This window comes from Streptomyces globisporus C-1027, from assembly GCF_000261345.2.
GTDB lineage: Bacteria > Actinomycetota > Actinomycetes > Streptomycetales > Streptomycetaceae > Streptomyces > Streptomyces pakalii.
On record NZ_CP013738.1, the window covers coordinates 811,382 to 836,933 of the forward strand.

General features: G+C 68.5%; 20 protein-coding genes and 3 pseudogenes. 12 read left to right on the forward strand and 11 right to left on the reverse strand.

The window, feature by feature from the left end; all coding sequences use genetic code 11:
• The first annotated feature begins 180 nt into the window (after window positions 1-180).
• Both WQO_RS36685 and WQO_RS36690 read left to right on the forward strand, forming a co-directional pair.
• Window positions 181-360 carry a hypothetical protein gene (locus WQO_RS36685; RefSeq protein ID WP_010056231.1) on the forward strand — a complete coding sequence of 60 codons (180 nt, stop codon included), beginning with the start codon at window positions 181-183 and terminating at the stop codon, window positions 358-360.
• Window positions 361-380: 20 nt separating this feature from the next.
• Window positions 381-701 (forward strand): hypothetical protein, encoded by a 321-nt coding sequence (locus WQO_RS36690; RefSeq protein ID WP_010056229.1) that lies wholly within the window; start codon window positions 381-383, stop codon window positions 699-701.
• A gap of 64 nt (window positions 702-765) precedes the next feature.
• Here the strand turns inward: WQO_RS36690 and WQO_RS03415 are convergent, their stop codons facing one another.
• From WQO_RS03415 to WQO_RS03430, 4 genes and pseudogenes are all read right to left on the reverse strand, one after another.
• A complete protein-coding gene (locus WQO_RS03415; protein WP_029181872.1) occupies window positions 766-1,482 on the reverse strand; it encodes a VIT1/CCC1 transporter family protein in 717 nt (238 codons plus the stop codon).
• 68 nt (window positions 1,483-1,550) lie between these two features.
• Entirely contained in the window at window positions 1,551-3,359 is a 1,809-nt protein-coding gene (locus tag WQO_RS03420) for an APC family permease (protein ID WP_202970402.1), read from the reverse strand.
• Window positions 3,360-3,863: 504 nt separating this feature from the next.
• Window positions 3,864-5,288: pseudogene (locus WQO_RS03425) on the reverse strand (sensor histidine kinase).
• Window positions 5,285-6,019: a response regulator transcription factor gene (locus WQO_RS03430; RefSeq protein WP_010056226.1), complete on the reverse strand. Its 735-nt coding sequence runs from the start codon at window positions 6,017-6,019 to the stop codon at window positions 5,285-5,287. The pseudogene WQO_RS03425 and the gene WQO_RS03430 overlap by 4 nt, the downstream one beginning before the upstream one ends.
• A 174-nt stretch (window positions 6,020-6,193) precedes the next feature.
• On the opposite strand from WQO_RS03430, the pseudogene WQO_RS03435 reads away from it, so the two are divergent.
• From WQO_RS03435 to WQO_RS03450, 4 genes and pseudogenes are all read left to right on the forward strand, one after another.
• Window positions 6,194-7,558, forward strand: a pseudogene (locus WQO_RS03435) (ferredoxin reductase family protein).
• Window positions 7,559-7,654: 96 nt separating this feature from the next.
• Entirely contained in the window at window positions 7,655-8,002 is a 348-nt protein-coding gene (locus tag WQO_RS03440) for an FMN-binding protein (protein WP_010056225.1), read from the forward strand.
• A gap of 34 nt (window positions 8,003-8,036) precedes the next feature.
• Window positions 8,037-8,780, forward strand: coding sequence for an FAD:protein FMN transferase (locus WQO_RS03445; RefSeq protein ID WP_010056224.1), 744 nt, complete (start codon window positions 8,037-8,039; stop codon window positions 8,778-8,780).
• A gap of 115 nt (window positions 8,781-8,895) precedes the next feature.
• On the forward strand, window positions 8,896-9,372 hold the full coding sequence (locus tag WQO_RS03450) for a cyclic nucleotide-binding domain-containing protein (protein WP_010056223.1): 477 nt from the start codon (window positions 8,896-8,898) through the stop codon (window positions 9,370-9,372).
• Between the two features lie 101 nt (window positions 9,373-9,473).
• Here the strand turns inward: WQO_RS03450 and WQO_RS03455 are convergent, their stop codons facing one another.
• Window positions 9,474-10,112, reverse strand: coding sequence for a potassium channel family protein (locus tag WQO_RS03455; protein ID WP_029181870.1), 639 nt, complete (start codon window positions 10,110-10,112; stop codon window positions 9,474-9,476).
• A 271-nt stretch (window positions 10,113-10,383) separates the two neighbouring features.
• Here WQO_RS03455 and WQO_RS03460 point away from each other — a divergent pair, with 271 nt between their 5' ends.
• Together WQO_RS03460 and WQO_RS34735 are read left to right on the forward strand one after the other, a co-directional pair.
• Window positions 10,384-11,007: a CBS domain-containing protein gene (locus tag WQO_RS03460; RefSeq protein WP_029181869.1), complete on the forward strand. Its 624-nt coding sequence runs from the start codon at window positions 10,384-10,386 to the stop codon at window positions 11,005-11,007.
• Window positions 11,008-11,076: 69 nt separating this feature from the next.
• Window positions 11,077-11,242 (forward strand): annotated as a pseudogene (locus WQO_RS34735) (helix-turn-helix domain-containing protein); the annotation flags it as partial.
• A gap of 370 nt (window positions 11,243-11,612) precedes the next feature.
• On the opposite strand, the gene WQO_RS03465 reads toward WQO_RS34735, so the two are convergent.
• Window positions 11,613-13,583, reverse strand: a complete 1,971-nt coding sequence (locus tag WQO_RS03465; RefSeq protein ID WP_010056218.1) for a heavy metal translocating P-type ATPase — start codon at window positions 13,581-13,583, stop codon at window positions 11,613-11,615.
• Between the two features lie 93 nt (window positions 13,584-13,676).
• On the opposite strand from WQO_RS03465, the gene WQO_RS03470 reads away from it, so the two are divergent.
• Both WQO_RS03470 and WQO_RS03475 read left to right on the forward strand, forming a co-directional pair.
• Window positions 13,677-14,069 carry an ArsR/SmtB family transcription factor gene (locus WQO_RS03470; protein WP_010056217.1) on the forward strand — a complete coding sequence of 131 codons (393 nt, stop codon included), beginning with the start codon at window positions 13,677-13,679 and terminating at the stop codon, window positions 14,067-14,069.
• A 269-nt stretch (window positions 14,070-14,338) separates the two neighbouring features.
• Window positions 14,339-15,031 carry a response regulator gene (locus tag WQO_RS03475; protein WP_029181868.1) on the forward strand — a complete coding sequence of 231 codons (693 nt, stop codon included), beginning with the start codon at window positions 14,339-14,341 and terminating at the stop codon, window positions 15,029-15,031.
• Window positions 15,032-15,066: 35 nt separating this feature from the next.
• Here the strand turns inward: WQO_RS03475 and WQO_RS03480 are convergent, their stop codons facing one another.
• From WQO_RS03480 to WQO_RS03490, 3 genes are read right to left on the reverse strand one after another with little or no spacing between them, the layout of a single operon-like run.
• On the reverse strand, window positions 15,067-16,803 hold the full coding sequence (locus tag WQO_RS03480; RefSeq protein WP_029181867.1) for a sensor histidine kinase: 1,737 nt from the start codon (window positions 16,801-16,803) through the stop codon (window positions 15,067-15,069).
• 60 nt (window positions 16,804-16,863) lie between these two features.
• Window positions 16,864-19,512, reverse strand: coding sequence for an HAD-IC family P-type ATPase (locus WQO_RS03485; RefSeq protein ID WP_107115797.1), 2,649 nt, complete (start codon window positions 19,510-19,512; stop codon window positions 16,864-16,866).
• Window positions 19,513-19,522: 10 nt separating this feature from the next.
• Window positions 19,523-20,386: a universal stress protein gene (locus WQO_RS03490; protein ID WP_010056211.1), complete on the reverse strand. Its 864-nt coding sequence runs from the start codon at window positions 20,384-20,386 to the stop codon at window positions 19,523-19,525.
• A gap of 333 nt (window positions 20,387-20,719) precedes the next feature.
• Between WQO_RS03490 and WQO_RS03495 the strand changes: the two genes are divergently transcribed.
• Both WQO_RS03495 and WQO_RS03500 read left to right on the forward strand, forming a co-directional pair.
• Entirely contained in the window at window positions 20,720-21,304 is a 585-nt protein-coding gene (locus tag WQO_RS03495) for a CBS domain-containing protein (RefSeq protein ID WP_010056210.1), read from the forward strand.
• A gap of 71 nt (window positions 21,305-21,375) precedes the next feature.
• A complete protein-coding gene (locus WQO_RS03500; protein ID WP_010056209.1) occupies window positions 21,376-22,368 on the forward strand; it encodes an Acg family FMN-binding oxidoreductase in 993 nt (330 codons plus the stop codon).
• A gap of 29 nt (window positions 22,369-22,397) precedes the next feature.
• On the opposite strand, the gene WQO_RS03505 is transcribed toward WQO_RS03500, so the two are convergent.
• Together WQO_RS03505 and WQO_RS03510 are read right to left on the reverse strand one after the other, a co-directional pair.
• Entirely contained in the window at window positions 22,398-24,809 is a 2,412-nt protein-coding gene (locus WQO_RS03505; RefSeq protein WP_010056208.1) for a glycoside hydrolase family 65 protein, read from the reverse strand.
• Window positions 24,806-25,519, reverse strand: a complete 714-nt coding sequence (locus tag WQO_RS03510) for an HAD family hydrolase (protein ID WP_225976759.1) — start codon at window positions 25,517-25,519, stop codon at window positions 24,806-24,808. Before WQO_RS03510 ends, WQO_RS03505 begins: the two co-directional genes overlap by 4 nt.
• Window positions 25,520-25,552: the final 33 nt, after the last annotated feature.

Sequence of the window (25,552 nt, forward strand, 5' to 3'; positions counted from 1 at the left end):
CGGCACGACGCCGCCACGCGTGCTCGTGACGAGGGAGGCACGACGCCCCTGCTGCGCCATATCGGTGGTGGCCGATTGTCTTGTGGAGAGGGTTCTCGTTGCTGCACCCCTTACGACCGACCCTATGTGCGGGCTTGCGGTATATCGCTTCCTGGCCAGGCCGACTGTGAAGGAGTCAGTATGGAACCGACACTGATCAACGGAATTCCCGCCCACCCGCTTCTGGTACACGCCGTGGTCGTGCTGCTGCCTCTGGCCGCGCTGTGTCTGGTCGCGTGTGCGGCCTGGCCCCCCATCATGCGGCGCTTCGGACTGGCTCTGCCGGCCCTGGCGCTGGTCGCGCTCGTCTTCGTGCCCTGACCACGAACGCGGGAGAGTGGTTGGAGGAAAGGGTCCAGGAGACGTCGCTCCTGGAGAAACACACGGAGCTCGGCGATGGGCTGCTTCCGTGGGCGGTCGGCGTCTTCGTGACCGCGACGGCGATCTGGTTCGCCTACCGGCGCGCGTCCTCTTCGGGGATCCCTTCCTTCAGCACCGAGCTCGACGCAGCTGCGATGGCACGGCCACGAACCCTGGTCTGGGTGATCGCCGCCGTCCTGTCGGTCGCGGTCGCAGCGGGCTCGATTGTGCAGGTGTACCGGATCGGAGACTCGGGCGCCAAGTCCGTGTGGCAAGGGTCTTTCAGCACCACGGGGAACTGACACCGGTCGACAGGCTTTGCCGGGTGCAGGATGCCCCGCCGGGGTCTTCCGTGGCCCGCATGAGTCAGATTCCCGCCGATCCCAGGGCGGTGCCCACCGCGTAGGTGGCCGCCATCGCGAGTGCGCCGCCCAGTACGTTGCGGAGGACGGCCCGTTTCACGGGGGCGCCGCCCAGCCGGGCGCTCGCGGTTCCGGTGAACCACAAAGTCGCCAGAACCGCAGCGGCGGTGAGGGCTACCCGGTACGAGGCCGGCACCAGCAGGATCACGGTCAGGGGCAGGAGGGAGCCGACGGTGAAGGAGACGAAGCTCGCTCCGGCCGCATGCCAGGCGCTGGTGAGCTCCTGCGGGTCGATCTTGAGTTCCGCGTCGGCGTGCGCCGCGAGTGGATCCCTGGCGGTCAGATGTTCGGCCACTTCTCGGGCCATTGCGGCGGGGAGCCCCTTCGCCTCGTAGAGCCCCGTCAGTTCGTCCAGTTCGGCTTCGGGTGTCTCGTCCAGTTCACGCTGTTCGAGCCGCAGCGCGGCGCGCTCGGAGTCGCGTTGACTGCTCACGCTCACGTATTCGCCCACCGCCATGGACATGGATCCCGCAAGCAGGCCCGCCAGGCCGGCCGTGAGCAGCGCTGCGTGGGACGCGGTGGCTCCCGCGACGCCGATGACGAGGCCCGCGGTGGAGACCACTCCGTCGTTAGCTCCCAGCACGGCGGCCCGGAGCCAGTTGAGGCGCCGCCCCAGGGAAGGGTGGTGGGGCTCGTCGTGCGGTCGTCCGTCAGCCGCCATGAGGACTGCCTTTCGGGTGATGGGGGTTGCCCCTGAACGGGAGTTGAAGGGCGTAGGAGAAGCGGGCGTCAGTCGATGTGGAATGGGACGGTGGTGACGACCACCTTGGGCAGGGGCCTGAGGGCTCGGCGCAGCCGGCCGGCGATGCCGCTGTGGAGGGGGCGATGGCGCAACCGGCGGGTGACGATCTCGGGGAGGATCACGGTCACCGTGAGGTCGGGGTGCTCGCGGTGGATGGCTTCGACGTAGTGGACGAGCGGACCGGCGATGGCGCGGTAGGGGGAGACCAAGGTTCGCAACGGCAGATGGCCGCCCCATACTTCCCAGTAGCGTCGGAAGCGTGCGGCCTCCTCGTCGCTGGGGCTGATGTGCAGGGCGAGCATCGGCTGTTGCAGTGCGGCGGCATAGGCCAGAGCCCGTAGTCCGGCGAGGTCGAGCGACGCGATGGCCACCACGGCGAGGTGGTGAATCGCAGCGGGTGTCTCCTCCTGCTCTCCGCGGGATGGTTCGGTCAGGGCGCCTGAACCGGCCCGGTGGGAGGTGACGAGGGTGTGTCCGGGCCGTTCTGCAGAGTCGGGGTGCAGGCGCAGTGCGCGGGCCACTTCGTCGTAGTGACGGCGGATTCGGGTGGTGGCGAAGAGGAAGAGCGCAATGATGACGAGGGCGACCCATGCTCCCGCGGCGAACTTGGTGATCGCGGCGGTGACGAGCACGAGGGCGCAGAGCAGGCAGCCGATGGCATTGAACACCAGGCTCTTGTGCCAGTGGGTGTCGCGCAGGCGCCACCAGTGGACCACCATGCCGGCCTGGGACAGGGTGAACGCGAGGAAGACGCCGACGGCGTAGAGAGGGATGAGCTCAGCTGTAGAGCCGCTGAACGCGACGAGGACGAGGCCTGCGGCCACGGACAGCAGGGCAATGCCGTTGCTGAAGGCCAGACGGTCTCCGAGCCGAAGGAAGAGTCGGGGGGCGTAGCGATCGCGGGCAAGCAGGTACAGGACGCGGGGAAAGTCGTTGTATGCCGTGTTCGCGGCCAGGAGGAGAACCGCCGCGGTGGCCGCTTGAACGGCCAGGAGGTGGGCGAGTTGGGACAGGACCGTCTCCCGGCCGTTGGGTACCACTCCCGTCATGTGGGTGAGGAACATGACGCCTGCGAAGAGGGTGATGAGGAGGGTCGCCATGACCGTGAGGGTGACGCGGGCGTTGCGCCAACGCACCGGCTTGAAAGCGGGCACCGCGTTGGAGATGGCTTCGATCCCGGTCATCGCCGTTGCTCCGGAGGCGAAGGCCCGCATGATGAGCAGGAGCCCGAGCCCTTCGGCGGCGTGTGCGGTCGCCGGGGCGGAGATGGTCTGGAAGCCACGCTGGTACGCGTCGGCCGCCCCTGCGGCCAACAGGGCGAACATGGCCAGGAGGAAGGCGTACGTCGGGGCGGCGAAGAGGGCTCCCGCCTGCCGGATGCCTCTCATGTTGCCGGCGAACAGCACGGCGATGACCCCGACACCGATCGGCACGGTCGCACCCCCCAGGCCTGGCAGAGCTGAGGTGATGGCGGCTACTCCCGAGGCGATCGAAACGGCGACGGTCAGCACGTAGTCGGTCATCAGACCGGCTGCTGCCGCCAGCCCGCTCAGCCTGCCGAGATTGTCGCTCGCGACGATGTAGGAGCCTCCTCCTCGCGGGTAGGCTCGAACTGTCTGCCGGTAGGAGAGGCTGACGGCGAGCATCAGGAACGCGATGGCGCCGGCGATCGGGAGGGACAGGGCGAGACCAGCAGCCCCGGCGAGGACCAGGACGGCCAGCATCGCCTCCGGTCCGTAGGCGACCGAGGAAAGGGCGTCCGCGGAGAGGACCGGCAGCGCGACGAGCTTGCGCATGCTCTCCCGAGCCAGAGCCGTGCTCTTCAGCGGCGGCCCGAGCAGGGCTCGCCGGGCACGACCGGTCGGACCTGGCGCGCGCGGCACCTCGGACCCTTCAACCGCGCTCGTCGCTCCTCCGGCGGGCCCCCCGATGGTGACCAGTCGGCCGAACCCTTCCGGGGTGACCAGGTCGGCGGTTGGCAGTACACCGAGTCGAGGGTCCACGGGCAGGGACCGCCCAACGCCCGCCGGATAATGCGAGGCTCCGGTCCACTCCTGACCGACCCGACGGAGGAGGTCGAGTTGGCGGTCGTCGAGCTCCGGGAGTACGTCGGCGGGGCTGGGCATCCCGGACGTGGGACTGCCCTCCGCGGCGCGACTTTTATCGCGATCATCCGGCATGCACCGATTGTGCTTTTTCCTGACCAGAGATGCGGGGCGACGCGCGACGCACGGTTGGGCAAGGGCGTAGACGCCGACGCGGCCGGGTGCGCCGGAACCGGAACGTCGGCCGCGCAAGTCTCAGCGGGGCACCGTGAGACGGAAGGTGGTGCGGCCGGGACGGCTGGTGACGTGCACGGTCCCCCCGTGTGCGGTGACCACCGCTCGAACGATGGCAAGGCCGAGTCCGGTGGACCCTGTGCTGCGGGAGCGGGCCTGGTCGCCCCGGACGAAGCGGCTGAACACCTCCGGCTGAAGCTCGTCGGGGATACCCGGTCCGTCGTCGCTGACACTGATCCCGATGTCTGTCGCAGAGACCGTCAGTGCGATGGAGACCTCCGTGCCGGCGGGTGTGTGCGTACGGGCGTTGGCCAGGAGGTTGCCGATGGCCTGGTGGAGTCGGTGGGCGTCTCCGGTGATGACGACCGGAGCGTCCGGGAGGTCAAGTCGCCAGTGGTGGTCCGGGCTTGCGGCGCGCGCGTCCTCCGTGGCGTTCAGGATGAGGAGAGTCAGGTCGAGCGGCCGCTCTTCAAGAGGGCGCCCGGCATCCAGGCGGGCGAGGAGCAGAAGATCGTCGACCAGGTGTGTCATACGCCTCGACTCGCTGCCGATGCGTTCGAGTGAGTGCCTCACCTCACCGGGCACGGGGCCACGGTGACGCAGCGCGAGTTCTGCGTGCCCACGGATGTTGGCGACCGGCGTTCGTAGTTCGTGACTGGCGTCCGCCGCGAAATGGCGGAGCCTTTCCTCGCTGGCCTGACGGCGTACCAAGGCGTCCTCGACGTGGCCCAGCATCCTGTTGACAGCAGCGCCGAGCCCGCCGACCTCGGTACGGGGATCGGCATCGGGCAGGGGGCCGGGCAGAGCCACCCGGCCCGTGGCCAGGGGCAGGTCGGCCACCTCGGCGGCCTGCTCGCCGACGCGCCGCAGTGGGCGCAGCGAAACGCGGACCTACAAGCCTCCCGCGATGCCGGTGACGACGATCGCGCCTGCGAACAGGGCCGCCTCGACCGCCGCGAGGCGGTGCACCGTCTCTTCGACCGGGCGCAGGGGGAAGCCGGTGATGAGGGTGTCGTTGTCATCACCGCGCACGGCGGTGACCCGGTACTTGCCGCGGCCCGAGAGGGAGATGGTGTGCGCCCCCTGGTCCAGCGGGATGTCCTCCAGGGCGCGGCGGTCCTCGGCCGTCATGGGAAGCGGCCGGTCGGTGTCGTCCTCGACGACGGCGGCCTCGCTGACCCTGCCGTCCGTGATCCGGGCTCCGAGCGTTCGCTCCGCCTGGCCACGGGTGTCCGACCGGTTGTCCGCGTCGGGTTCGCTCTCGCGCTCCAGGCTGGCGGCGAACCGGCCGCCGGAAGCGTACAACTGCTCATCCAGACGGCCCATCAGGAATCCGCGGAGGGCGAGCACCGTGGTGACCCCGACCGCGAGGCAGGCGAGAGCGAGCAGCGTGACCAGCCCCAGCGTCAGCTGGCCGCGCAGCGTGCGCGGCAGGAGCCTCCTCAAGAGGTTTCCGGCTTCAGGACGTAGCCGACGCCGCGCACCGTATGAATCATCGGGGGACGGCCTGCGTCGATCTTCTTGCGCAGGTAGCTGATGTAGAGCTCCACGATGTGCGCCCGTCCGCCGAAGTCGTAGGACCATACGCGGTCGAGGATCTGTTCCTTGGAAAGCACCCGTCGCGGATTGCGCATCAGGAAGCGCAGCAGTTCGAATTCAGTCCTGGTCAGTTCGAGATCCGTCCCGCCCCGGCTGACTTCCCGGGCCTCCTCGTCCATCACGAGTTCTCCTACGGTCAGCCGGTGCGCTCCGGGCTCGGTGGCCATCCCGGCTCGACGGAGAAGGCCGCGGAGCCGGGCCAGGACCTCCTCCAGGCTGTAGGGCTTGGTTACGTAGTCGTCGCCACCCGCGGTGATACCGGCGATCCGGTCCTCCACTTCGTCGCGGGCGGTCAGGAACAGCACGCAGACCCCGGGGTCCGTCCGGCGGAGCAGGCGCAGGACCTGCGGGCCCTCCAGGTCGGGCAGCATCCGGTCCAGGACCACCGCGTCCGGGTGGAAGACGTCTGCCGCCGCGAGGGCGCTGGCGCCGTCGGCGGCGGTTCGGACCTCCCATCCCTCCGCAGTCAGGGCGGCGGCGAGGACATCGGTGATGTCGGGTTCGTCGTCGACGACCAGGATCCGGACCGGTTCTCCACCCGGGCTGCGGAGGCGGGGTGCCTCGTGTGTCTCTTCCATGATTACTTCGGCATCCCCCGGTGGGCGCGCCGACGGAGGGAGGCGTGCCTCTGAGTTTCCTCTGAATCGGCGCCGGGACCGGCCCCCGGGGCTGTTTCAGAGGGTGTGCAGAGGATGAGCTGTGAGGCTGGGTCGATCGTCGCCGCAGTCGGCCTGTCGCCGCCAGAGGAGCACATGAAAGCCCCGCAGTCCACCGCGTCCGCCCCGCCCCCCGTACGTCGTCGCGCTTCAGGCCGCCCCGCCACCCCCTTCGTGGTGCAACTGAGCATCTGGTCAGGTGCCACAGCTGTCCTGGCCTTGTGGTGGAGCAACACATCCTCCGTGGTCGGCCCTGCGGACTGGCTCACCGGCGCCGGACGCATCACGGGTCTGTTGGCCGGGTACGCCTGCGCGGTCCTTCTGCTTCTGATGGCCAGAATTCCGTTTCTCGATCACCGCATCGGGACCGACCGGCTCGCCCGATGGCACGCGCTGGGCGGACGCTGCACGATCTCGCTGATCATCGCGCACACCCTGTTGATCATCTGGGGCTATTCCCTGACCTCGCGCACTGATCCGGTCCGCCAGACCACCACGCCCGTCCCGTACTACCCTGATCTGCTCAAAGGCACCGTGGGCTTGCTGCTCTTCGTGGCCACCGCGGTCCTTTCCGCTCGCGCCGCCCGCCGCCGGATGAGTTACGAAACCTGGCACTACCTTCACTTCGCCACGTACGTCACGGTCTTCCTGGCCTTCGGCCACCAGCTTTCCGACGGAGCCGACTTCGTCGGGGACCTTCCGGCCCGAATCGCCTGGTACAGCCTGTTCCTCGGGGTCGCCGCGCTGGTGGCCTGGTATCGGTTCGCCGTCCCGATCCGGCGGGGCTTCCGCCACCGCCTCCGTGTCACCGCCATCCACCAGGAGGCACCCGACGTGGTATCGGTGCATCTGAGCGGACGGCATCTGGAGGAGCTGGGGGCGGAGCCGGGGCAGTTCTTCCGTTGACGCTTCCTGACCCGCGGCCTGTGGTGGGCCGCCAACCCTTACTCGCTCTCAGCTCCACCGCACCCCCGGCACCTGCGGATCACCGTGAAGACCGCCGGAGGCCACAGTTCCGCGCTCTCGCGCCTGATTCCCGGAACCCGGGTCTGGGCCGAGGGACCCTACGGCTCCCTCACGGCGGATCGCGTCTCAGCATCCCGCGTTCTGCTGGTGGCCGGCGGTGTCGGCATCACACCTCTCCGCGCTCTCTTCGAGACGCTGCCCGGTCGGCTGACACTGATCTACCGGGCCCGCCGTCCGCATGATCTTGCCCTGCGCGGCGAGCTGGACCGTATCGCCGCCGACCGCGGAGCCGTCGTCCATTACATCCTCGACGACGAACCGTCCGTGACGGCTCGACGGCTCAGCGCCGCAGGTCTCAGTTCTCTGGTGCCGGACCTCGCTTCACACGACGTCTACCTCTGTGGGCCGGAAGGCATGACCCGGGCGGCCATCAACGCCTTGAGGCAGGTGGGCATACCTGCCTGGCGTATCCACTACGAGTCGTTCGCGTTCTGAGGAGGAGCCACCATACGCCGAGCCGCTCTCGCCACCGCCGGAACGAGCGCCCTGATCGTTACGCTGCTCTCGCTCAAGCCGCATCACCCGGCCCCCATGACCACCAGCCCACCCCACACCGCCCCGGCTCCATCGGCGTCGGGAACCACGCCGGGCAGGACGACCGCCAACGGTACGTTCACCGGCGCTCCCATCGACACACCCTACGGTGCCGTGCAGGTGGCCGCCGTTCTCACCAACGGGCGCATCACCGCGGTCAAGGTACTCAAGGCACCGGATCAGAACGGTCGCGACCAGCAGATCGCCGCCTACTCCCTGCCCCGCCTCACCCACGAAGCCATCAAAGCTCAGAGCACCAAAATCGACGCCGTGTCCGGCGCCAGCTATACCAGTCAGGGCTACATACAGTCGCTGCAGAGCGCCTTGGACCAGGCCCATGGCTGAGTCAGCGCCAGCACTGCGGCACGCCGAACCGGTCATGGGAACGGTCTTCTCCTTCGATATCCGCGACCGTCCCACCTCATCCATCCGCGATGCCCTCACGGACGCCGTACGACTGCTCCACCGCATCGACGCGGTGTTCTCCACCTACCGGCCCGGAAGTCACATCAGCCGATTGGACCGTCAGGAGATTCCCCTCGGTGACTGCCCGCAGCAGGTCCGCGAGGTGATGCGCCTCTGCGATCTGGCCACCGCTCTGTCCGACGGCTGGTTCAGCATGACGCCCGCCGGGCGCCTGGACCCCTCAGGGCTCGTCAAGGGCTGGGCGGTCGATGCCGCGTCGCAGCTCCTCATTGACGCGGGCGCGCGGAACTTCTGCGTGAACGGCGGAGGCGACCTCCAGGTCAAGGGTCGGGCAGATGCCTGTGCGCCATGGCACATAGGCATCGCCCACCCACTGCGCCCCGGCACCATGGCCACGGTCATCACCGTTCACCATGATCTGGCCATCGCGACCTCGGGCACCGGCGAACGCGGCTGCCATATCCTTCACCCGGACACCGGCGTCCCGGTCACCGATCTCGCGTCCGTGACGGTCCTCGGCCCCGGCCTGACCATGACCGACGCGTTCGCCACCGCGGCCTTCGCCCGAGGCTGCGACGCGCTTGACTGGCTGGGGTCAATGACCGGCTACGAGGCGCTCGCGCTCTTCCCGGACGGCCGTGAAATGCGGACGTCGGGGTTCCATCGATTCGAGAAGGACAGCCCCGGCGCCGCATGACCGGAGGCGTCACCACAGAAGGCTCTATCTGTGCGCTTCCCAGTGGACCGTTCGGCCCCCTCGTTGTGCCACTCACCAAGGGACACTGGAAGGGGGGGGTACGGATCGGAGGCCGATGATGCGAACTCTTTCTCCCGCCCGGCTGGCCAACGCACTCAGCGCGCAGGATCGCGAGCGGCTCATGGAGTACGGTCGTGAGCACAACTTCCCCCAGGGCAACCGGCTTTTCGAGGAAGGCAGCGTCGCCGACCGCTTCTGGATCGTGCGATCCGGGGCGGTCACGTTGGACATGCGTGTGCCCGGCCGGGGGTCGGCCATCATCGAACGGCTCGGTCCCGGCGAACTCGTCGGCTGGTCGTGGTTGCTCCGGCCCTACATATGGCATAACAGCGCCGAGGCCGAGACGCCTGTGCGCGCCGACGAATTCGACGCGACAGCAGTCCGGACGGCCATGAACGAGGACCCTGCCTTCGGCGCGATGATCGGCAACTGGGTGACGTCCGTGCTCGCCTACCGACTACAGGGAACCCGGCTTCGACTGCTCGACGAGTACGCGCTTCACGGCGGCGTGGTCCTCACGAGCCGCACCTGACGAGCCTGAACCAATGGATGGCACCGCGCGCCCCGCTCAGAGGCCCAGGAACCATAGGTTCATTACCTGGGTGCTGCCGGAGAAGCAGGGTGTCTGTGACGTCACCGGGGGCCGTTCCGGTCAGGTTTCTGCCCTGGCACGACACCGGCACCAGTCGGATCCGGCGGCTCCCGGTGCCGGCGGCTCAGCCCCGCCTGTACGGCGCTCGCGAGCACCCGGGCGGCGACACCGACGAGCAGCAGTCCCCCTGCCATCTGCGCCATCGTAAGCACGCGTCCCGTCTGAGAGCGTGCTGTGATGTCGCCGAAGCCGACAGTGGTGAAGGTAGTCAGGGCGAAGTACAGCGCGTCCGTCCTGGTCAGCGCTTCGCTGAACGATCCGGGCTCGGAGCGGTCCAGCAGGTAGTAGGAGGCGGCGAAGAGGACCAGGAAGAGAACCAGCGTGGCAGCCAGGCCCTCGACGGCTCTCAGGCGGGGGTGCGGAGAACGCGTGATCGCTCGCACCTCCCAACAGAAGACAAGCAGGACGACAAGCAGCCCGGACACCAACAGCACCGCCGTGCCAGGCGTGAGTCGCTCGTCCAAAGGCAGTAGGTAGTAGGCGGTGACCAGCCCAACGGCGACGGACACGGCGCGCACAATCGCTACCGCCGCTGCCCCTCTGCGCGAACGATGCGCGCCGTTGAGGCCCGGCCCTGACAAGGTGCCGCCCCGGCTACGTCCGGAGGTCTCTTCGCTCATCTCATGTCTCTTCATCTCGTCCGGGCCTGACACGCGAATCTTCCCGTTTTCCGCCTCGCTCCTGCGCCGGCGGAAGAGGATCACCCCCTGGCGGGTGACCCCGGCCCCCAGGGCACCTAAGAGATATCCCCGAGACGCCTTGGAAAGGGGCATGCGCCTCGTCCTGACGATCAGATCGGCCCTTCCCCCGGGTGCGCGGGAGGGGCCGACCGGCCCCTTCCGCGCACCCGGGGGAGAACAGAGACTGGACAGTGAACAGGAGGAGGTCATCGTGTCTGTCACTCCGCACACCGTCAGTGACGTCATGTCCCATGCCCCCGTCGCCGTCGGCAGCCATGCCTCCTACCGACAGGTGGTGGAGCTGATGGCGGAGGCGAAGGTCAGTGCGCTGCCGGTACTCGCGGGCGAAGGACGTGTCGTCGGAGTGGTCTCGGAAGCGGATCTGCTTCACAAGGAAGCCTTTCGTGGGAGTGGTCCGCCTGCCGCCGCGCAACTCGACGAAGCTTTCAAGTCCGCCGCAGTGCTGGTGGAGGACCTCATGTCCAGCCCGGCAGTCACCGTGCACGCGGACGCCCCACTCGCCGAGGCGGCCCGCATTATGGCGCGCAAACACGTCAAACGTCTTCCGGTGGTCAACTCGGAGGGCATGTTGGAAGGAGTCGTCAGCCGAGGCGATCTGCTCAAAGTCTTCCTCAGACCGGATGAGGATCTCCTCGCCGAGATCAGAAGAGAGGTACTCCAACCGATCTCCCCACCGTCGGATCTCGACGCCACGGTGGAGGAGGGCGTGGTCACCTTGAAGGGCTCTATGGCGGACCGTTCCATGGTGCCCGTCCTGGCGAGGGCCGCCCGGGCGGTCGAAGGAGTCGTGGACGTACGGATGGATCTCGGCTAAAGGCTGTTGCGGAACGTCTGAGATAGGGCATTCCTCCTGTATGGGTGGGATGTTGCAGGCTGAGCCGATGTGGGACGGTTCGAGAAGTTGGTGAAGGTAGTACGGGAGCGGGGAGGGGATGGTCCCGCTGGCGGACCGGGTCCTGCTGGTGGCCGTCTACTACCGGACCAACCTCACGATGCGGCAGGTCGCCCCGCTGTTCAAGATCTCCCCGGCCACCGTCTGCCGGGTCATGTGGTTCTCAAGCTGGCCCCCTGACCGGTGGACACCGGAGGGCGCCGCAATCAGGTGACCCGGTGGGGCCGGTGTGATGTGACGGGGAGGCGGGCAAGGCCGCTGGCGCCTCGGCTGATGCGGCGGGTCATCAAGGCGATGCCGCCCAGGTACGGCCAAGGTCCTGCCCGGCCTCCCCCGCCTGAGCACCGAGACGGAGGCCGCCGTGGACGACGACATGAACCCGCTGACCACCATCGTGGACAGGATCCGCGAGTACCTCGACCAATCAACGCCACGAGGGCGGTGTGATCGAGGCCGGGAACCTTGGGGGTGCCGCAGCAGCAGCCTCGGCATACGGTGACGGTGGGCCGCGCGGCGGGTTTGTTCGCTCACGTGGCGTCCTTGGTGGGGCGGGGCCAGGCTGTTTCGCGCAGCAGGCGCAGGCCGTTGAGGCCGACGATGACGGTGGATCCCTCGTGGCCGGCGACGCCGAGGGGCAGCGGCAGGGTGCCGATCAGGTCCCAGGCGACCAGGACGGCGATGAACGTGCCGGCGATGGCCAGGTTCTGGATCACGAGGCGGCGGGCGGTGCGGGAGAGCTGCACGATCGAGGGGATGGTGGCGAGTTCGTCGCGGACGACGACGGCGTCGGCGGTCTCCAGGGCGAGGTCGGAGCCGGCCTTGCCCATCGCGATGCCGGAGTGCGCGGCGGCCAGCGCGGGGGCGTCGTTGACGCCGTCGCCCACGACCAGCACCCGGCGTCCCTGGGCCTCCCACTCCTTCACGGCCGCCACCTTGTCCTGGGGCAGCAGCCCGGCACGCACGTCGGTGATGCCGACCTCGGCGGCCAAGTGGCGGGCGGCGCGCTCGTTGTCGCCGGTCAGCAGGACCGGGGTGTGCCCGGTCAGGCGGGTGAGGGCCGCGACGGTGGCCGCCGCGTCCGGTCGCAGCCGGTCCGTGATCCCGAGCACGCCCACCGCCACCTGGTCGCGCACGACCACGACCACGGTGCGTCCGGCCTCCTCCAGCTCGGCCATGACCGCTTGGTGGGCGTCGTCGTTCAGGAGCCGGGCCGGGGCGCCGACCGTGATGGTCCGGCCGCCGACGGTGGCGGTGACGCCCTGGCCCGGGGTCGACGTGAAGCCCTCTGTGTCGCTCAGGGACAGGCCCCGTTCGCGGGCCGCGGCGACGATGGCGCGTGCGAGCGGATGCTCGCTGGGGTGCTCGGCCGACGCCGCCAGCGCCAGGAGCGCGTCCTCGTCCAGGCCGCTGTCGGGCAGCGAGTGCCGGTCGGTGACCCGGGGGGTGCCTTCGGTGAGGGTGCCGGTCTTGTCCAGGGCGACGGTGTCGATCTGGCCGAGGCGTTCCATGACGACGGCGGACTTGGCGAGGACGCCGCGGCGTCCTGCGTTGGCGATGGCCGAGAGCAGCGGCGGCATGGTGGAGAGCACCACCGCGCACGGCGAGGCCACGATCATGAACGTCATCGCCCGCAGCAGCGCCGAGGACAGGGTCGCGCCGAAGGCGAGCGGGACCGCGAAAACGGCGAGGGTCGCGATGACCATGCCGATCGAGTAGCGCTGCTCGATCTTCTCGATGAACAGCTGGGTGGGGGCCTTGGTCTCGGAGGCTTCCTCGACCATCTTCACGATCCGGGCGATCACCGAGTCCGACGGGTCGCGCTCGACGCGGACGCGCAGGGCGCCGGTGCCGTTGACGGTGCCCGCGAACACCTCGTCCCCGGCCTGCTTGGCGACGGGCAGCGGCTCGCCTGTGATGGTGGCCTGGTCGACGTCTGAGGCTCCGTCGAGGACCCGGCCGTCGGCGCCGACCCGCTCGCCCGGCCGGAACAGGACGATGTCCCCGACCGCCAACTGCTCGGTGCCGACCGTCTCCTCGGTGCCGTCGGGCAGGAGCCGGGTGGCGGTGGTGGGCGCGAGATCGAGCAGGCCGCGCACCGAGTCCGCGGTGCGGGCGGTCGCGACCGCTTCCAAGGCTCCGGAGGTCGCGAAGATGACGATCAGCAGAGCACCGTCGAGGATCTGGCCGATCGCGGCCGCGCCGAGCGCGGCGACGACCATCAGCAGGTCCACGTCCAGCGTCTTGTCCTTGAGGGCTTTGATGCCTTCCCAGCCCGGCTCCCAGCCGCCGGTGACGTAGGTGGCGGCGAACAGGGTGCCCCACAGCCAGGCCGGGCCGTCCAGCAGGCAGAGGGGCAGGGCGAGCAGGAACAGCGCGAGGGCCGCGAGGGCCCAGCGGGCTTGCGGCAGCGCGAGCAGGCGGGTGCGACGTCGGGGCGGTTCCGGGCGCACGGTGCCGACGGGCGGCGCGGACCGCTGCTGGTCCAGGACAGAAGGCATGACAAAACAACCCTTCACGGGCGGACGGGGCTACACCTCCACCGCACAGGAACATATGAACAGCTCTTCATGTGTCATCGGTATGATGGGGCCATGGGCCACGGACGCGACACCACCACCAGCAGCGCCAGCACCCGCGAACGTCTCGACGCGGTCGGCACCGCCGACGTCGCCGCTACCCTCCAGGCCCTCGCCACACCCTCCCGGCTCTACATCCTGGCCCGCCTCCAGGAAGGGCCCTGCGCGGTCGGCGAGCTCGCCGAGGCCGTCGGCATGGAAGCCTCCGCCTGCTCCCACCAGCTCCGGCTCCTGCGCAACCTGGGCCTGGTCACCGGTGAGCGGCAGGGCCGCTCCATCGTCTACTCGCTCTACGACAACCACGTCGCCGAGCTTCTCGACCAAGCCCTCTACCACGTCGAGCATCTGCGCCTGGGGCTCCACGACACCGCGGCCCGCACTGCCGTCCCGACCGCCACCGGGCGCTGAGCACAGGACCGAGGGGACCGGCGCCTCAGTCCTGCTGGCCATCCTCCTCCAACCCGGGTGCGTCCCGGTCGGAGCAGCGGGCGCAGGGCGCCGACCGCCGGAACGAAGTCACCGGATAGGCAAGCGGGAACCCTACGGGACAGCTCTTGGCCACATCCCTCTCGGCCGTGTGAGATCGACGGACCGGTCCACCGCATGCACCCGGACCTTCCCTCCTGGGACAATGACAGAAGGGGCTCAGCAGTCGCATCCGATGGCAAGGACCGGAGATGGGCGATACACCAACGCACACCGACACCGCCGTGACGCGCATTTTCCTGCTGGACGACCACGAAGTCGTTCGCCGTGGACTGCGGGACCTCCTGGAGGCCGAGCAGGATCTCGTTGTCGTCGGCGAGGCGTCCACAGCGGACCAAGCCCTGGCCCGCGGGCCGGCGCTGAGACCCGACGTAGCCGTACTCGATGTCAGGCTGCCCGACGGGAACGGCATCGCTGTCTGCCGGGAACTGCGATCACGCATGCCCGACCTCGCGTGCCTGATACTCACCTCGTTCGACGACGAGGACGCGCTTCTCGACGCGATCATGGCGGGCGCGGCCGGCTATGTGCTCAAGCAGATCAACGGTTCGGATCTGGTGTCGGCCGTCCGTACCGTGGCATCAGGACGGTCCATGCTCGACCCGTCGACCACTGCCAGGCTCATGCGGTCCCTGCGCGAGGCCGAGGCAGATGCGCCGCCGGAGGACGAGCGGCTCTCTGTCCTCTCCGAGCGCGAGCGCTCCGTTCTCGATCTCATCGGCGAAGGACTGACCAATCGGCAGATCGCCAAGCGGCTGTATCTGTCGGAGAAGACCGTCAAGAACCACATTTCCCGCCTGCTCGGGAAGCTCGGGGTCGAGCGGCGGGTGCAGGCAGCTGTCATTTCAGCCGAGGCCAGGGAACATCGGCAGCACGGGCAGTGATGGCACCCTCCGGGCTTCGGTGGACGGCTTTCACGTCAGTCAGGTGTGGGTGGGGAAAGAGGTACCCGCCATTCCAGCACGGTGCCTTTCCGTGGATGCGGCTTCGCGCGGACAGAAAGAGTGCCTCCCAACCCCTCAGCCCGTTCCGTGAGGTTGCAGATGCCGCCGCGCCCCCGATCGTCGGGTACGCGCAAACCGACCCCGTCATCGCTCGTCGTCACCGTGAGAACGCCGTCGTCGGCGACGACCGAGACTTCAGCCCGGCGTGCCCCCGCGTGTCGGGCGACATTGCTGAGGGCTTCGGCCACGACCGCGACCGCATGGTCGGCCACCATTCGCGGGACCTCGGTGTCGATCAGCCCTTCCATGCGGAGGGCTGGTGCGAATCCGAGGGCGGGGGTGACAGCGTCCACTGTCTGGACCAATCGGGAGCGAAGTTTCGACCCTTGTCCCGGAGTTTCACGCTCTCTGAGACCGAAAACAGTGGTTCGGATGATCTTGATGGTGGTGTCCAGATCATCAATGGCACGGGCCAGTCTCTCTGCCGCTTCCGGGTGTTCCACCAGGGGGCGGGCGCTCTGCAGCGTCATTCCGGTGGCGAACAGGCGTTGAATGGCCAGATCGTGCAGGTCTCTGGCGATCCGCTCACGGTCGGCCAGCAGACTCATCCGCTCGGAGTCGCTTCGGTGGTCGGCCAGTTCGAGTGCCAAGGCTGCCTGCCCAACGTATCCGGGCAGTGCTGCGATCTCCGCGTGCACGAACGCCGGCCTGTTCAGGACGCGTCCGAGAATCATGACTCCGCTCAGCCGTTCCTTGGTCCCCACCGTGACGGCTACCGCGGGCCCGAAGCCGTCCCACCGCTCAGGCTGTACCTGCACTCGCGGGTCGCTACTGACGTTCTCTACCGTGATCAGGCCCTCTTCAGCAAGAGCTGCGGCGGCGAGCGTGCCCCGACTGCTGGGGAGGACGACGCCCCGATGAGACTCGGCCTTCTCTCCCAGAGCCAGCGAACCGGTCATCTCCCCCGCAGGACCGATGAGGTAGAAGACACCGAGATCCGCTCCTGTTATGTCGACCGCCTGGGCCAGCATCTCCTCGAGAACCTCTGTCTCGTCCTCGCCCGACAACAGGGCACGGGTGAGGTCGGAACTGGCTGCGAGCCACCGCTCTCTGATGCGTCTCTCCTCGTAGAGGCGGGCATTCTCGATGGCTATTCCTGCTGCGACAGCCAGGGTCGAGACAACAGCCTCGTCCTCCGCGTCGAAATCAGAAGCCCCACGCTTCTCTGTCAGATAGAGGTTGCCGAACACCTCATCGCGCACGCGGATGGGGACTCCCAGAAAGGAGTGCATGGGCGGATGGTGCGGCGGGAATCCCGCAGACGCCGGATGGTCGGAGAGTTCGGACAACCGCAGCGGTTCCGGGTGGCGTATCAATTCGCCCAGGATTCCGTGTCCTGTGGGGAGGCCGCCGATCTGTCGCCATGTCTCGCCGTCGATACCGGTAGGAAGGAATTCAGCGAGCTTTTGATCGCTCCCCACCACACCGAGGGCTCCGTACTCGGCATCGACGAGGGAGACGGCGGCTTCGACGATGTCACGCAGGACCTGGGGAAGGGCCAATTCCCGTCCCACCGACATGACAGCGTCCAGCAAGCCGTTCAGCCGGTCCCGGGCTCCCCGAACCCGGTCGATATGTACCTGCAGCTCGTCGAGCAGCTCGTCCAGTTTCAGCCGAGGGAGCCGGTGATCGCCGTTACCGACATCGGCCATGGAGCACCTCCGACGGGCCGCGAGAGCGACGTACGGGCGTGAATCCAACGCGGTTCCAATCTAACTCTCGGGCTCGATCTCCTCATGTCGGGCCTGTTCGGCTCCACGCTGGTGGAGGTGTCGCGCATTCCCGGAGCGGAAGCCGAAGCGCGCGAGCCTGGCCGCAAGGAATCCTGCCGGGGCACAGGCGATCGCCAGGGCGGCGGCCCTCCACCCCAAGGGCTCCGTGTCCAGTACGGCAACCAGCGGCGGGAGGTAGAGCGCGGCCGCGGCCAGCAGCGCGGAGGCCAGGACGGAAACCAGGAGGAACGGGTTCTCCGCCGTCATGGGCCGGTCCCGGAGGCCGATGACCACTCCCAGCTGGGCGGCGAGGAGGGCCAGGAAGAGGACGCTCTGCCACGGCTCGTCCCAGGCCCGAGCCGCAAGCCCGGCACTGAGACTGACTACGGTGACGACAGCTGCTGTCAGCGACAACTGTTGCCAGGCACCCCCTCCCAGAATGTGCTGGTCCGCCCGGCGCGGGGGACGTCGCATCACTCCCGGGGAAGCCGGCTCCGCTCCCATGGCCACGCCGGTCAGCCCGTGGGTCAGAAGGTTGATCCAGAGGATTTGTCCGGCGCTCAGGGGCAGGGGGAGGCCCAGGAGTGGTCCGATCAGCATGACGAGTATCTCCGCCGCACCGCCCGCCATACCGTAGACGAGAAATCGCCGGATGTTGTCGAACACCCGGCGCCCCTCTTCGACCGCGGCGACCACGGTCGACAGCTCGTCGTCCGTGAGCACGAGGTCCGCCGCCTGGCGGGCGACCTCGGTGCCGCGTCCGCCCATGGCGATGCCGATGTCGGCCTGGTGGAGTGCCGGGCCGTCGTTGACGCCGTCACCGGTCATCGCGGTGATCGCGCCGCGGGCACGCCAGGCGGCCACGATGTCGAGCTTCTGCTGTGGGTCCGTCCTGGCGAACACTCGCACCGCCGTGAGGTCGGGCACGCTTCCTGAGGCCACGTCCTCGCCGGTGACGACGTGATCGGCAGCATTCTGCGCTCCGAGCAGTTCGACGCGGTCGGCCACCGCACGCGCTGTGGCCGGGTGGTCACCGGTGACGAGTATCGGTGTGATCCCCGCGGCCCTGCACGACGCCAGCGTGGCGGTCGCGTGTGGTTTCGGTGGGTCACTCAATGCCACCAGGCCGAGCAGCCGGAGGTCTGTCTCCCCGGCCATGACCGGTTTCGGCGTCTTTTGACGGGGGCCTGAGGCGACTGCGAGCACGCGGTACCCGTCCTCCGCGAACCGTGCCGCTTCCGCGCGCGCCAGACGCAGGGTCTCTGGGGAGTCGGTGAGGACCGAAGGAACGAGGACGGCTTCGGGAGCCCCTTTCAGACACACCAGAACGCCTCCGGAAGGCACCGTGTGGATGGTGCTCATCCTCCTGCGGACGCTGTCGAACGGTGCCTCCGCAACTCTGGGGTGGGTGGAGACCAGCTCTGTGCGGTCCGGGCACCCCACTTTGAGCGCGGCCGTGAGGAGAGCGCCCTCCATGGGGTCACCGAGAGCCTCCCAGCGGCTGCCGGGGGACGCGGATGACGGGGGCCTGAGGGCGGCGTCGTTGCAGAGGGCCGTCGCTGTGAGCACTTCCTGTGCCTCATGCCGTTCTGCCGGACTCGCGGCCCGCCCACGGGCCAGAATGTCCCCCTCCGGTTCGTAGCCGACCCCCTTGAGTTCGACGGTGCTGTGGGGCGTCCAGACGTGCTGGACCACCATGCGCCCCTCGGTCAGCGTCCCGGTTTTGTCGGTGGCAAGCACAGATACCGAGCCGAGCGTCTCCACTGCGGGGAGCCGCCGCACCAGCGCATGGCGGGCTGCCATACGTCGTGCGCCGAGAGCCAGGGCAAGGGTGACGACGGCGGGAAGCGATTCCGGCACCGCGGCGACAGCGAGACTGATCGCGGTCACTGCCATCGTGCCCAAGGGCAGCCCTCGTATGAGTCCCTGCGCGAGAACCAGCACGCACAGGACCAGCGTCACCATGGCGAGCACGCGTCCAAGGGAGGCGAGCCGCAGTTGCAGGGGCGTGGGCCGACGCCGGTCGTCCAGGAGGGCGGCGATGCGACCGAGGGCGGACGCTCCCCCGGTGGCGGTGACGGTCGCGACGCCTCTGCCCCGGACGACGACGGTTCCGGCATGCAGCGGCGCTCCCGTGTCCTTGTCCACGGAAACGGATTCTCCGGTGAGCATGGATTCGTCGACCAACAGCGCGGCCGCTTCGTCGAGCGCGGCGTCGGCGGCGATGATGTCGCCCTCGGCCAGGAGGAGGACGTCTCCGGGCACGACGGTGGCGGCGGGGACGTCGTGGTCCGTCCCCTCCCTACGGACCCGCGCGTGGGGCGCGGAGAGCGCGGACAGAGCCGCCACCGCATTGTCGGCCCGTATCTCCTGAGCGACACCCACCGTGGTGTTGACCACGATCACGAGTCCGATGACCACGGAATCGGCGTGATCACCGATCGCCAGGGTCAGGGCGACGGCTGCGATCAACACCATCACCAGCGGGTCCCCGAGCTGGGCGAGGACCCTGGAGTAGAGCGGGCGCGCCTTTCGGACGGCGACTTCGTTCTGCCCCACCTCGACAAGCCGGTGTGCTGCCTCGGCTTGGGTGAGCCCCGGCATCCGACGGCGAAGACCGACGTCCGTTCGACCCTCCGCAGCAGACATGACGATCCGCTCACAAGACAGGGACCGTAACCACAGGACAGTGGGCCCGGTGCAGAAGTCCGTGCACGACGGATCCGAGCCTCATCCCCGTATAGCCGCCTTCACCTCGCCGCCCCACCACGATGCCCAGTGTGTGCTCACCCGCTTTTGCCAAGACCTCGACCGGGGAGCCGATCTGCACATCGTGGTGCACCGGTACGTCGGGATACTGCTTCTCCCACCTCGCGACTGTCTCGTACAGCAGACGGCGCTGGTTGTGGAACAGCGTGTCCCCGGTACGAAGCGAGAAGACCGGAGGCTGCCAGACGGCTAGCGCGTACAGAGCGCATCCTCGGAGAGCAGCTTCCTCGAAGGCGAGGGCCAGGGCGGCGTTGGACGGCTCACTGCCGTCGACGCCCACCACGAGACGGGACGCATCCGGACTGCCGGCGCCCGGAGGGTCGCCCACGACGACTACTGGGCAGCGAGCCTGAGCGGTGACCGGAATGACCACCGAGGCGGAACTGAGAATCTCTTCGGCACGGTGCAGATGCCGCGAACCCAGCACTACCAGACGCACACGGTGGGAAAGGAGCGCCAGTTGTCGCCCTGGGAAACCGTCGAGGAGCGAACCGGTGATCTCGATATCGGGCCATCGTCCTTGCGTCCAGGAGATCGCGGCCTCCAGGGTCCGTCGGCCCTCCCTCGAGAGTGTCCAGTGGTGCGGGGCATCGTCGACGTGCTGGGTGTCGTGCAAAGGAGGGACGGACAGGGCTAGGCGAAGGTGCAGCCCGCGGAGGCGAGCCTCGTCGGCGCCCCAGGTGGCGGCGGGGTGCCAGTCCCCGCGAGGGTCGACACCCACCACGACTTCCTGACGAATCTCTGCGCTGCTCATAGCGTGCTCCGATGATCGCCATCCTGGCAATGAACACCCCGACGAGTCCCCTTTACGGGAGCGCGCCTCACACCGAATGGGGTGACTCTTCCAGGCTGACAGCCGGTCTCCTTCTCGAAAGGGGCCGCCGGGTGCAAACCCGGGGACCGAAGGACCCATGCCGCAGGCGTCCCCGGCGGGGGCAGACAGGGGGAACCGGTCGGCCTCCGGACGGGACCGTTCGGCCCCTCCAATTGGCATGCGGCGGTGTTCGAAGGTGGTACCGGAAGCGCTCCGCGCTGTGGGGAGAAGTGGAGGCGCAGCAGGATGCGACATCTCCGAGTAGGCGACCTGATGACGGACGAAGTGCTCACGGTCAGCTCGGCGACGCCATCAGCGGCCGTCGTCGGCCTGCTCGCACGGCACGGCATCAACGGCGTCCCGGTGGTGGGCGAGGACGATCACGTCGTGGGGTTGATTTCGGCCAGTGACCTGCCGAGTCGGTCTGCTGCCACGGTCGGCGGAATGATGTCGTCCCCGGCTGTCACCGTCTACGCGGAGCAGACAGTTGCGGAGGCCGCCCGGCTCATGGTCCGTCGTGGCTGCGAGCGACTCCCTGTCATCGACGATGAGGAGCGCTTGGTCGGCATGGTGACCCGACGTGACCTCCTGGGCTTCTTCCTCCGGCCCGACGCCGAGGTGGTGCTGCGGATCCGGGACGGCATACTCGGCGAAATCTTGCGGGTACAGGCCGATGCCGTGCAGGTGCACGTGCTCGACGGTGTCGTCGTTCTCACGGGCAGACTGCCGCAGCAAAGCCTGATCCGAATCGCCCTCGCGCTCACCTCTCGAACCGAAGGAGTCGTCGCCGTGGTGAACCGCATCTCGGTGGAGACCGACGGCACGCATTCCCCGAAGAGACCGGGAACCGCTTCCTGATCCACCCGAGACAGGCTCCGGCGCCCCCTCTTCGGAGCACGAGGGCATGACCGACACGAGACAGGAAGATCATGCTGTCGATCGAGCAACGCATCACCGCCGTCGTCCCGTCGCTCGTCGAGGAGGCCGTGACCGCGCCGTCCATGCACAACGCGCAACCCTGGAAATTCGTCCACCGTTCCGGGACGAACCTCCTGTCTCTGTACGGAGATCCTGATCGGGCAATGCCCGTCGGCGACCCCGACCACCGTGGCCTGCACATCGGATGCGGGGCAGCGCTGCTGAACCTGCGGGTAGCCGCGGCATACCGCGGCTGGAAACCCCTTGCCCAGCTTCTGCCCGACCACCGCGACCCATGGCGTCTCGCTGACGTCAGGCTGGAGGACTCCGGGAACACGGACCCTCAACTGGCCGACCTGCATCCTGCCGTGCGGCTACGGCACACCAGTCGCTACCCGTTCACCGAAGAGGCGGTCGCACCCGAGATCCTGGACGAGTTGAGCGCGGCCGCACTCCTGGAGGGGGCGCGGCTCATCGTTCCCGGAGTCTGGCACGCCGACGCCGTCCTGGACTTGGTACACGACGCGGAGCTCTACGAATCAGCCAACGAAGCCATGAGAGCCGAGATCATCACGTGGACCCGCACGGGCAAAGCCGGGGAGGGCCCGGACACCGAGGGCGTCCCCTCGTACGCCTTCGGTCCACGTCAGCACGGGGTGACGGCCCCGGTGCGGGATTTCGACGTGCCACGAAGCTCACGGGACCGGGCGTCCGCCACCTTCGAAGAGCGGCCGCAGATCGCCTTGCTGGGGACGAGGTCAGACCTCGCTGCGGACTGGCTCAGGGCAGGTCAGGCCATGGAGCGGATCCTCCTGCAGGCCACTCTCGACGGGCTTGCGACCTCCGTGATCTCGCAGCCCCTGGAGTGGCCCGAGCTTCGGCACCTGACGCGTGACCCGAACTCCACGATGGGCTTCGTGCAAATGATCATCCGGTTCGGGTATGGGCCGTCAGGCCCGGAAACGCCGAGACGACCCGTCACGGAGATTCTGGAGATCATTTGACAACGGCACTCGCCCGGTGCTGTCTACGCTCATTTCGGGGATTCCTGAAGCGGCAGATGAAACCAGTGCTCCCTCCCCGGCAGCACCGCTACCCTTCTGCCCTCCGGGAGCAGCACCACGAGTGGACCCTGAGGCGAAGAGGGAACGCTGATGCCGATGCGCCCAGGGAGCAGCCGGATCCGCACCCCCCTGTGTCCCCGGAAGCACAAAGTGAAGGAGAATCGAGGAATCTCTCTGAGGGCCACGGGGTCTATACGCAGACCCTCCTCACCGGCTTCCAGACCCGTGATGCCTCGCTCGACCAGATCAAGTGTGCCCGCCATGGCACCGAGATGGATGCCCTCGCCGGTCGTCCCGCCCTGAAGGTCGGCCACGTCGCTCAGAAGTGCCTCCTCCACGTACCTCCAGGCCTCCGGGCCCTTCTGACGTGCAAGTACCCAGCCGTGCACCAGACTGCTGAGCGTCGACCCGTGACTGGTGCGCGGCAGGTAATAGGCGACTGTCCCGTTCCAGATCTCGTCGTCGAGCCGGTAGCCGAGGCGGCCGAAGAGAGCGGTCAGGTCGGCGGGCCGGAAGAGATGGCCGAGCATGAGAGCGTCGGCTTGCTTGGACGCTTGGTAGTTGTTGACCGAATCACCCTCCGCCTCCAGGATCCGGTCCAGTCTCCGGATATCGGCGTAGCGGCGCCGATAGCGCTCCCAGTCGAGTTCCTTCAGGTCCCCGAAACCCTCGAACTGGCTCAGCACACCGTCATGAAAGGGCACGTAAAGGCGGCGGGAGACGTCCTCCCAGCGCGCATGCTCCTGCGCGTCGATCGCCAGTCGCTCCGCGAGCTCCTCACGCCTGGCATCGGGCAGGGCGTCGAAGACCTCCAGGGCCCGGGCCAGGACCCATGCGGCCATCGCGTTGGTGTAGGCGTTGTCGTCGATGCCCGGCCGGTCCGCGCCCGGATACGCGTCGTGGTACTCGTCGGGGCCGACCACCCCCCGCAGCCGGTAGCGGCCACGGCCGGGATCGAAGGCCGCCGTGCTCGCCCAGTACCGGGCCACCTCCAGCAGGATGTCCGCCCCGGCCGCGTGGAGGAACCCTGGATCACCCGCAGCCTGTGCGTACCGCCAGGCGTTGAGCGCCACCGCGGACCCCACATGGCGCTGGAGGTGCGAATGGTCCGGCAGCCACCGGCCGGAGACGGGATTGAGGTGCATCGCCTGGGTTTCTTCACGGCCGGAACTGGCACTCTGCCAGGGGTACATGGCTCCACGCGCCCCGGCACGTCGGGCAGCCGCTCGGGCTGCGGGCAGCCGCCTGTGGCGGTACATGAGCATCGCTCGGGCGACTTCGGGGAAATGAAGGGTGAGATAGGGCAGGACGAAGAGTTCGTCCCAGAACACATGGCCCCGGTACGCCTCTCCGTGCAGCCCGCGGGCCGGCACTCCGACATCGAGCTCCGCCGTGTGCGGCGACAGGGTCTGCAGCAGATGGAACAGGTGCAGGCGCAGCACGTGCCCGCTCTCCCCGGGTACGTGCAGCTCCGCCTGGTTCCACATGCGCTGCCACGCAGACCTGTGCGACCGGAGCTGTCGGCCGAAAACGGGGGCGTGGGCGAGGCACTCCAGCGCTGCGGCCAGCGGGTCACCGGCGGGGCGGTCGAGTGAGGTGTGCAGGGCGACCGTCTTGGTGACCGTCACCGAACTGCTGGGGGAAACCGGGAGCATGAACCGCTGCACGGCAGCACGGGCGGCGTGAACGTACTCGGCAGGTCGTGCCGGGCTGGAGGTGGTGCGGACGGCGAGAGCCAGGTGGACGGCCGACTGGACAGTCCGGCAGGTGAGCCAGGCGACTCCCCCGGGCTCCGCTCCCTTGCGGTGTTCGGTGAGGTGCTGCCCGTCGAGGTCGCCGTAGCGTTCCACTCCGGCATTGGTGACAGCGCCGTCGAGAATCGACTCGACCTCGAGGCGACCGGCCCAGCCGTAGGCTCTGAACGCGCTGCGCTGAGCGGCCAGGCAATCGGTTCCCATGTGGACGAACCGCTGATGGGTGACGCGCAGACCGCGCCCCGCACCGTCTCGGTAGAGCAGACGGCGGGTGAGGACACCGGCTCGTAGGTCCAGATGCGTGGTGCAACGTCTCAGTTCGGCGGAGTCCGGCGTGAGCCACTGCCCGGGTGGTCCGTCTTCGGGCAGGCAGCGATAGCGCACCAGCGTCCAGTTCGGAAGGTTGACCAGGTCCTCGTTCTCCACCGTCCTCCCGGCGACGGTGGATGAGAGGCGGTCGTAGCAGCCGGCCAGATAGGTCCCCGGATAGTGCGCGTCGTCCGCCGCGCATTCCGGAGCGCTGCCCCGCGTGGCGAATCTGCCGTTGCCGACGGTGCAGAGCGCCTCGACCAGCCGCTCCGTGTGCGGGTCATAGGCGGAGTAGTTCCAGCTCCAGGCGTCGTTCATGGACGTTCCGCCCGAAGCTCGTCGACGAGAGCGGCAAGGTCGCGCAGCACGACATCCGCCCCCATGGTGTGCAGCGCGACGGCCCTGCCGGCGCTCGGTGTCCGGTCCAGCCCGACGACGAGACCGAAGCCGCCACGGCGGCCCGCGGCCACCCCCGCCTCCGCGTCCTCGACCACTGCGGCTTCGGCCGGGCGCAGCCCCATCCGGGAAGCGGCCTCCAGGAACAGCGCGGGATCCGGTTTGCCGGGAAGCCCGAGGCGTGCGACGTCCCTGCCGTCGACCACGGCGTCGAAAAAGCCGATGATGCCTGCCGCCTCCAGCAGGTCCCCGGCATGCCGTGAGGCGGAGGCTGCGGCGCACCGAACTCCCTTGGCGCGAAGGGATCGCAGCGCGGGAGCCACATCGTCGAATACGGGAACCGCCCGGGTCGAGAGCATATGGGTGAAGGCCTGCTCCTTGGCGGCGGCGACCGCCCAGATGCTGGTGCAGCCGGGCTGGTCGTCCGGTGCGCCCGCCGGCAGCACGATGCCTCGGTCCTCCAGGAAGGCGCGGGCTCCGTCAAGCCGTGCTTTGCCGTCCACGAGGCGTCGGTACTCCGCATCCGCGTCGAAGGGAGGCTGTCGCAGGTCGTCGGGCCGCAGCTTCTCGATGCAGTGGTCGAACGCGACTTTCCAGGCAGCGGCGTGCAGGGAAGCGGAATCGAGCAGCACACCGTCGGTGTCGAAGACGACGCCGCGTGTGCC

Excerpts from the sequence above, each read along its gene's own strand:
- WQO_RS03505 (WP_010056208.1), bottom strand. The coding sequence starts at position 24,809 with ATGAACGACGCCTGGAGCTGGAACTACTCCGCCTATGACCCGCACACG.
- WQO_RS36685 (WP_010056231.1), top strand. The coding sequence starts at position 181 with ATGGAACCGACACTGATCAACGGAATTCCCGCCCACCCGCTTCTGGTA.
- WQO_RS03450 (WP_010056223.1), top strand. The coding sequence starts at position 8,896 with ATGATGCGAACTCTTTCTCCCGCCCGGCTGGCCAACGCACTCAGCGCG.
- WQO_RS03455 (WP_029181870.1), bottom strand. The coding sequence starts at position 10,112 with ATGAGCGAAGAGACCTCCGGACGTAGCCGGGGCGGCACCTTGTCAGGG.
- WQO_RS03490 (WP_010056211.1), bottom strand. The coding sequence starts at position 20,386 with ATGAGCAGCGCAGAGATTCGTCAGGAAGTCGTGGTGGGTGTCGACCCT.
- WQO_RS03440 (WP_010056225.1), top strand. The coding sequence starts at position 7,655 with ATGACCACCAGCCCACCCCACACCGCCCCGGCTCCATCGGCGTCGGGA.
- WQO_RS03415 (WP_029181872.1), bottom strand. The coding sequence starts at position 1,482 with ATGGCGGCTGACGGACGACCGCACGACGAGCCCCACCACCCTTCCCTG.
- WQO_RS03480 (WP_029181867.1), bottom strand. The coding sequence starts at position 16,803 with ATGGCCGATGTCGGTAACGGCGATCACCGGCTCCCTCGGCTGAAACTG.
- WQO_RS03470 (WP_010056217.1), top strand. The coding sequence starts at position 13,677 with ATGGGCCACGGACGCGACACCACCACCAGCAGCGCCAGCACCCGCGAA.
- WQO_RS03445 (WP_010056224.1), top strand. The coding sequence starts at position 8,037 with ATGGGAACGGTCTTCTCCTTCGATATCCGCGACCGTCCCACCTCATCC.
- WQO_RS03465 (WP_010056218.1), bottom strand. The coding sequence starts at position 13,583 with ATGCCTTCTGTCCTGGACCAGCAGCGGTCCGCGCCGCCCGTCGGCACC.
- WQO_RS03475 (WP_029181868.1), top strand. The coding sequence starts at position 14,339 with ATGGGCGATACACCAACGCACACCGACACCGCCGTGACGCGCATTTTC.
- WQO_RS03430 (WP_010056226.1), bottom strand. The coding sequence starts at position 6,019 with ATGGAAGAGACACACGAGGCACCCCGCCTCCGCAGCCCGGGTGGAGAA.
- WQO_RS03500 (WP_010056209.1), top strand. The coding sequence starts at position 21,376 with ATGCTGTCGATCGAGCAACGCATCACCGCCGTCGTCCCGTCGCTCGTC.
- WQO_RS03495 (WP_010056210.1), top strand. The coding sequence starts at position 20,720 with ATGACGGACGAAGTGCTCACGGTCAGCTCGGCGACGCCATCAGCGGCC.
- WQO_RS03485 (WP_107115797.1), bottom strand. The coding sequence starts at position 19,512 with ATGTCTGCTGCGGAGGGTCGAACGGACGTCGGTCTTCGCCGTCGGATG.
- WQO_RS03420 (WP_202970402.1), bottom strand. The coding sequence starts at position 3,359 with ATGCGCAAGCTCGTCGCGCTGCCGGTCCTCTCCGCGGACGCCCTTTCC.